6 protein-coding genes are annotated in these 6646 nt (G+C 56.8%); 4 read left to right on the top strand and 2 right to left on the bottom strand.

Annotated features, from left to right (window positions below):
- The coding region (locus tag IK012_RS02865; protein WP_290950220.1) for a radical SAM protein at window positions 1–923 on the bottom strand (923 nt) is incomplete at its 3' end.
- Window positions 924–942: 19 nt separating this feature from the next.
- The gene (locus IK012_RS02860; RefSeq protein ID WP_290950217.1) at window positions 943–1845 is read right to left on the bottom strand and encodes a radical SAM protein; all 903 of its coding nucleotides are present in this window, start codon (window positions 1843–1845) and stop codon (window positions 943–945) included.
- Window positions 1846–2025: 180 nt separating this feature from the next.
- On the opposite strand from IK012_RS02860, the gene IK012_RS02855 reads away from it, so the two are divergent.
- From IK012_RS02855 to IK012_RS02840, 4 genes are all read left to right on the top strand, one after another.
- Window positions 2026–2670 (top strand): ABC transporter permease, encoded by a 645-nt coding sequence (locus IK012_RS02855; RefSeq protein WP_290950215.1) that lies wholly within the window; start codon window positions 2026–2028, stop codon window positions 2668–2670.
- 165 nt (window positions 2671–2835) lie between these two features.
- Complete coding sequence (locus IK012_RS02850) at window positions 2836–4620, top strand: type II secretion system protein GspD (RefSeq protein WP_290950212.1); 1785 nt, start codon at window positions 2836–2838, stop codon at window positions 4618–4620.
- On the top strand, window positions 4620–5816 hold the full coding sequence (locus tag IK012_RS02845; protein ID WP_290950209.1) for a hypothetical protein: 1197 nt from the start codon (window positions 4620–4622) through the stop codon (window positions 5814–5816). Before IK012_RS02850 ends, IK012_RS02845 begins: the two co-directional genes overlap by 1 nt.
- Window positions 5806–6646, top strand: an 841-nt coding sequence (locus IK012_RS02840) for a hypothetical protein (protein WP_290950207.1), incomplete at its 3' end; no start/stop codon positions are given. The genes IK012_RS02845 and IK012_RS02840, both read left to right, overlap by 11 nt.

Genomic DNA, 6646 nt, shown 5'->3' with positions numbered 1-6646 from the left:
ATTCTCTTGCAGTATTCCTCTACGGAGAACGTGTTAATCTTGAACTGCTTTTGCAGAAGCGTCGTGGCGGAACATCCGAACCCGAGGAAGTTGTCGCGAGTCATGGAAGAATACTTGGCTTCTTTCTTGTTCGAGAACGTCCAGATAGAACTGCGGTGGTATCCCTTCTCGTTGAAGTAGGCCGTGATTCGGTCCAGCAGTTCCTTTTTCTGTTTTTTCGGCATCGTTTTCACTTTGCTCTTGGTAAAGGAAAAATCGATGAACGGGTAAATCGCCACGTGGTTGGCGCCGCTCGCGAATGCGGTATCCACGTCCGCTTTGATGTCTTCATAGGTCTGGTCGGGGAGCGCGAAGATGAAGTCCATGGAAACCGTTTCGAATTCCACGGCGCTCAATGCCTCTTTTAGTTTGTTTGCATCGACCTTCTTGCGCCCCAGAATGTTCTGGTATTTTTCCTGGAATGACTGGATGCCTATGCTAATCTTTGTAACGCCTGCATCTTTCAGCTTTTGCAGTGTTTCTACATTCACGTTGTCGGGGTGCAGCTCTACGCCGATGCCCTCTGTCACGATGAAATGTTCTTGAATCGCGTCTATGATTTCGCCGATTCTATCTGCGATTAGCGCGGGCGTACCGCCGCCAAAATACAGGCTGGTCGTTTGCTTTTTGCTCTTGTATTGACCGCCGACCTTGTGGATTTCCTTTACCAGCGCGTCAATGTACCTGTCGCACAGATCCTTCTTGTATACGGTCTTGCAATAGGGGCAGAATGTGCAGATGCTCTTGCAGAATGGAATATGCACGTACAGGCCGAGGTTCTCGCATTCCTCGAAGGGGAGAAAATCGTCGTATTCGTTTTTGAATAAAAAAGGCTTGGTGGACCGGGTCAGCCACGCTCTAGTTAAAGTCGTTCTCAAACTCATTCAAAAAACTCTCGTTGGCCTATACGTACTTTAGGTATGTCCTTACCGCTTCGAAGGCGATTCTCAAATTGCCCTTGAAAAGCAGGGTGTATTCCGCGACGAAGAAGTAGCCGCATTCGTCGCAAAGGCCCGGAACGTCGATGCACCTTCCGCATACCGAAATCTTGCCGTCTTCGATGACCAGGCACTGATAGCACGGGGTGGGGAAGCTGTTGTTGACGAGGTACGGGAGCGATGCCTTGAGATTGAATATCGGGTAGCCTTTGTCCATCATCTGCAAGATGGTGTCCGCAATCTTCTGCTTTTCCTCTTTGGATAAGAAAAGGTCTCTCGTGTCGGGGTAGGGCGTGTGGAAATTGAACGAGACCGCCCTCACGTTCTTCGTGTCCTTCGCGATTTGGCAAACGTCACGCACGGCATCCTTGTTGATCTGGTTGATGGCCATGTAGAAGCAGATGTTGTCTGCGGTGGCGTTCTTGACGTTTTCCATGATGGTGTCGAATGTGTTGCCTCTGATGGCGTTGTGGCGTTCCCTGTCGCCGTCAAGGCTCAAGAGAATCAAGTCCGCTTCGGGCAAGTCAATCGGCTGCGTTCCGTTCGTGACCACGTTGACAATCATGAAGCCCATTCTCTTGGCCTCGATGACCAAATCCCTGACGGTCAAATCGCCGTCTCTCCACAGGAACGTCTCGCCGCCGCAGAAGAAGAGGATGCGGGTACCCATGTCGTACAATGTCTGCATCTCTTTTTTGATTTGTACATAGGGATGCATTATCGATGTGATGTTGTTGACGGAACAGTGCTTGCATTTCAGGTTGCAGCGGTCGGTTACGATGACGGTGCCGAGAATCGGATCTTTCTTCTTGAAAAGAACTGTTTTGAGCCAGAAATTTGCAAAATAAAAAAATGACGAAACTTTCATTAGTTGAATTCCTTTTATTTTCTCTTCTTGTTATGTCCAAACCTCTAAATTCAAAGACTTTCAATTGAATTATGTATCGAATATACCTTATTTCATATGGCATTGCAAACATTTTTTTTTGTTGAAAAAGTAATACGGCTTTTTTTCGAATGGGAAAAAAACTATTTTTTCCCCATAACGATGCTTCACGTTTTTAGACACGAAATCCGCTTGATTTTCAGGGACCCGCGATTCTGGGTTCCGTTCATCATTCCGCCGGTGATTCTCGCGGCGAGCCAGGCGATTGCGGTTTCGCGTTACGGCGGGCAGATTATGCAGGGCATGGAAGGCTACATGATGCTCCTGCTCGGTTGCCTCATGGCCCCGATGGGTTCCCCTCTTGCGGGCGATTCCTTTGCGGGTGAACGCGAGCGCAATTCCCTCGAACTCTTGCAGCTTTCCCCGATAGCCCCTTCGAAACTGTTCTGGGGCAAGCTCCTGGCGGTGGTGCCGTTCCCGCTCGTATTCGCGCTTCTGGCGCAACTCGGTTACTGGATCTCGCATCCCGAAATTTCGCGGACGGAAGCGCTTGCTTCCATCTTGGGGGCCGTTTCCGCGACGCTTCTTACGACCTCGTTCTCGCTGCTGCTTTCGCTTCGAGTAAAGACGGTACGCGCGGCGACGCACCTTTCGCTGTTCGTCGTGGTTCCGCTCCTTTTGCTGGTGCAGCTTTTCCATGAGGTGTTCTTGGGCGGGCTTTTCATTCCCGCGGTTACCGTAATCGTTTGCCTTGTTCTGAGCGCGCTTACGGCAGTCTTAAGCATGCGCAAGTTCGTGAGCATGTAACCGCGCAAAAAGTTTGCGGCGTTTTTCGGCGAAATTTCAAAAAAATCGCACCGCTTGTTTTTCCGGATACTTTTTTTGTAGATTATTCTCAATCCGGTTTTTCGGGTTGTGTCGGCTGTCGTGTGACGCCCTTTACTTATATATCGTAAAAATCTAGGAGGCCTCGTGCCTCGCAAAAACATGGACGGGAGCCGCGGCTGTTTTATGCCGGCGGTCGCAAGCGTCGTCCTATTCCTTCTGCTATGTCTCGGGCGCGCCTGGAGCGAAGAGCGCACTTTGCCGGACAAGGTTTCGCTCGATTTCGTGGACGCGAGCTTGCAGGATGTCGCGCGCTCGGTGTCGCTTGCCTACGGCGTGCCCGTGCTCGTAGATGCCGGCGCGGAAGCCCGGGTGACGTTCCACCTCGATGGAGTGGGACTTCTGGAGGGCCTCACGTCGCTGTGCTCTACCCTCGGGCTCGAACTCGTTCGCGACGGGACGGTGTTTCATATCCGTAAGGAGCGGGCGCGCGGGGAGAATTATTTCGACGTCAGGGATTCGCTGGTGTCGATTGACGTGCGGGAGCGCGACGTCCGCGAGTTTATCCGGGACTTTTCCGCGAATACGGGCTTGAACGTGGTCGCTTCCCCGGAGGTCGCGGGCCTTGTGAGCGGCAGGCTTGACGCGGTCCCGCCAGGGACGGCGTTGCGTGTTCTGCTTGAATCGCATGGCTTCCGTGTGCGTCGCGATGCGGAATGCTTCCGGGTGGAGCGTCCGCGCAAACCGGCTGCGGGCGCAGGCGGTGGCGCGACTGGCCCCGATGCGAAAATTCCCGATATCGTCCAGGACGATTCCCTCTACTCGGTGGAACTGGACGGCACGCCGCTGGACGTGTTCCTCAAGGAATGCGCGCGGGTGGCGAACCTGAATCTGGTTTTGTACGGCGAGGTGCACGAATCGCTCCAGATGCGGTTCGAACGCATGCCGTTGACCGGCTTGTTGAAGTCGCTTTTCCGCGGGAGCCGCTACACCTACGCGCTGGATTCGAACACCTTGTTCGTCGCGGAACGCGGGGCGAAGAACGTGCTTTCGCGAACGGAAGTGTACCCGCTGAAGGATGCCGCTCCGGCGCCGCTTATGGCGCAACTCTCCAAGCTGATGCCCGGTTCGGCTCTCGTAGTTTCGGAGGTTAAAGAGCAGAACGCGCTCATGCTTCGCGGGGCCCCTTCCGAAATCGCGGAGGCGGTATCGATTCTCGAGCGCCTGGACAAGCCTCCCATGCAGGTGACGATATCGTGCGTGATTGTGGAATTCAAGCGCGGCCGCAATTTCGAGATAGGCCTGCACAGCGGGGCCACGCGCAAGACGGGCGAGAACGATCTGGGCGTGCGCGGGTTCATGGAATTTTTGGGCAAGGACGTCTCGGGCTCGGGTGCGTTCGGGAAAATCGGGATACTCCCTGCGCGTTTCGAGATGGAACTCGCCGCGATGGAAGAGAACAACAGGGCCGAAGTCCTTGCGCGCCCGCGGCTCACGACGCTCAACGGGAACAAGGCGGAACTGAATGTGACGAACACGGTGTATTACCTGGTGAGCCAGGTTTCTGCGGACGGCTACCCGATTACGGACTACCGCTCGTTTAATGACGGCATCTCGCTGGAAATTACCCCGACGGTGACGCAGGGCGGGAACATCACGCTGAACATTTCGCCCGAAATCAAGACGGCGGGGCGCTCGAGCGGGGACGGCCCGCGTGACATCAGCACTCGCAACCTGAAGACGAATGTCGCCCTGAAAAGCGGCGAGACGCTTTGCCTGGGCGGGCTCGTGAGGAAGAGCAAATCCGAGGTCCGCAACGCGGTGCCGTTCTTGGGGAGCATCCCGATTGTCGGCAGGCTTTTCAGCTACGTGAGCGAAGTCGATGACGAGAGCGAGCTTGCCATATTCATCACGCCCGAGGTGAAGTTCTGATGTTTGCGCGGATTGCCTATGCGGATGCGCGTCTGTGGACGTGGGAGGTGGTAACGGACTTCGACGGCGTGCTCGATGCAAAGACCTTGCACGCGCGTTTCGCTGAGGAATTCCCGAAGGTGGCGGAAGCCTGCCGGAACGGGGAATGCGCGGCCGGTCCCGTTTTTCGCGAGATGGTCTCGTTCAACAGTGCGGACGGACGTCGGCACCGCTATTTGGTGATGCGCGCAGAAACCGATGTCGCAGAATTCCGCAGGCGTTGCGACCGCGTACTGCCCCGCATGGCGATGCTCTACGGCTGTGCAGACAAACTAATGCGCGAAGATGAGTGCACCGCAGATGCCGAGTACATCGTGGGTGTCGAGTGCGCCGCTGATGGCGCGGGTATCAAGTGCGTAGCAGATGCCGCTGGTATCAAGTTCGCGGGCGAAAATGAAGCCGGAAATTGCCGCTTCGCTTTCCTCGCGGGCGGAGCGCTGTACATCCTCGTTTTCTTCGAAGGCAGGCTATGCCACTGGACCTGCGAACCCGATTGCGATGCGACGGCGGCGGGGGAGCGGCTCGAACGCTTTGACGAATTCCTGAAGCGCGACGACCTGTTCTCGCGGGTGGAAACTTGGTGCAAGCGGTTGGTCTGCGTCGACGGTGCCGGAGCGCGCGAACGCCGCGAATGGTGCAGGCGAGCCGCGAGGGATCCGTTCTGGAAGGCGGTGGACCTCGACGAATGCGCAGGCCTGAAGCCCCGAGCGAAAAGGAAAATCGCCCTGCTTGCCTTGGCCGGAATGGCGCTCTTTTTTGCGGGCGTGGCTACATTCTTTGACAAGGGGATTGCATATACGAGGCCGGCTCCGGATTTGTCTCCGGTACCGGAGTCTGTTTTTGGGACTCCATACGAAACGGAACCGGTCGAAAAATTTTATGAAGAAAAGCCGCACGAGCGCTCAGCACGAACAAGTGAACGTTCTGCCCGGCAAGAAGAAGTGGCTGGCGATATTGCAGTACAATGTGCAGCGCCTGGCGTGAAACTGTATGGCGTGGTCGAGGGGCGCCTGGTGCAGGCGAGCGTTGACGGGGGAGAACGAGTATGGCTCCGCGTGGGCGATTCCGTCGGGGCTTATGTGCTTGCCGCCATCGGGAAGGACAAGATTTCGCTTGTGTGCGGCGATACCCGCATGGAGGTGTTCAATGGGCAATAAACGTGGGTTTGCGCTTTCCTTCGTGCTGGCGATTATCCTTGCGCTGACGATACTCTATGCGGGCCTACTGTGGGCGACAGGAGGGCTTTCTCGGCAGACGGCTCGCTATGTCGCGAGCGTGCAGGCGGTCTACGATGCGGAATCGGCCATCATTGCGGCCCTCTCGGGATTCCCGGACGGGCATTTCGCGGGGCTGCCGCACGTGGCGAGGTACGGTGACGGCCTGTGGGGTCGCATGTGCGCCCCGCTGGAAGCTGCGGGCGATGTGCCTGCGGGTGGCAAGGGAATAGGGAAGGTGCATGCCCGCGGGAGCGGCAAGCGAATTTGTGCGGAATACGGGACGCGGTATACGCGCAGGCGATTTGACGAATGGTTCGCCGCCCTCGCCGCCTACCGTACGGACCTGTGGGAGCGCATCCTCTCCACGCCGAGACTTCGCACCGTCTCCGGCAACAGGCGCTTCTTCGCGCTGGATTCCTCCGTCGCGTTGCGCGTCTCGGGCGGCGACCTCCTGCTGGATATGGATTCCCGTGTACCCGCGGGGGCGTTCGTTGTGGAAGGTTCCGTGAACGTGAAGGGCAGGGCCCGCTTCGATACCTTGCGCATCTTCGCGGACGGGGACGTCCGCCTGTGCGGGGACGCTGTCGCCGCCCGCCTGGAGGTCTATTCCGACGGGTCGATTGAGGTCTGCTCCCGCTTCCGCTTTTCGGGAATGCTTGCGGCGCGCCGGGAAATCTTGCTGCGAGACCATGTGCGCGCCGAGTTCCCGAGCGTGGCCGTTGCCATCGGTTCCGGGGCCTGCAGCGTGACGCTTGCAGGGCACGCCGCGT

Origin of the sequence: Fibrobacter sp., from assembly GCF_017551775.1 — a bacterium.
Taxonomy (GTDB): Bacteria; Fibrobacterota; Fibrobacteria; order Fibrobacterales; family Fibrobacteraceae; genus Fibrobacter.
This window is presented reverse-complemented; position numbering and strand designations above follow the sequence as displayed.

Excerpts from the sequence above, each read along its gene's own strand:
- IK012_RS02860 (WP_290950217.1), bottom strand. The coding sequence starts at position 1,845 with ATGAAAGTTTCGTCATTTTTTTATTTTGCAAATTTCTGGCTCAAAACA.
- IK012_RS02855 (WP_290950215.1), top strand. The coding sequence starts at position 2,026 with ATGCTTCACGTTTTTAGACACGAAATCCGCTTGATTTTCAGGGACCCG.
- IK012_RS02845 (WP_290950209.1), top strand. The coding sequence starts at position 4,620 with ATGTTTGCGCGGATTGCCTATGCGGATGCGCGTCTGTGGACGTGGGAG.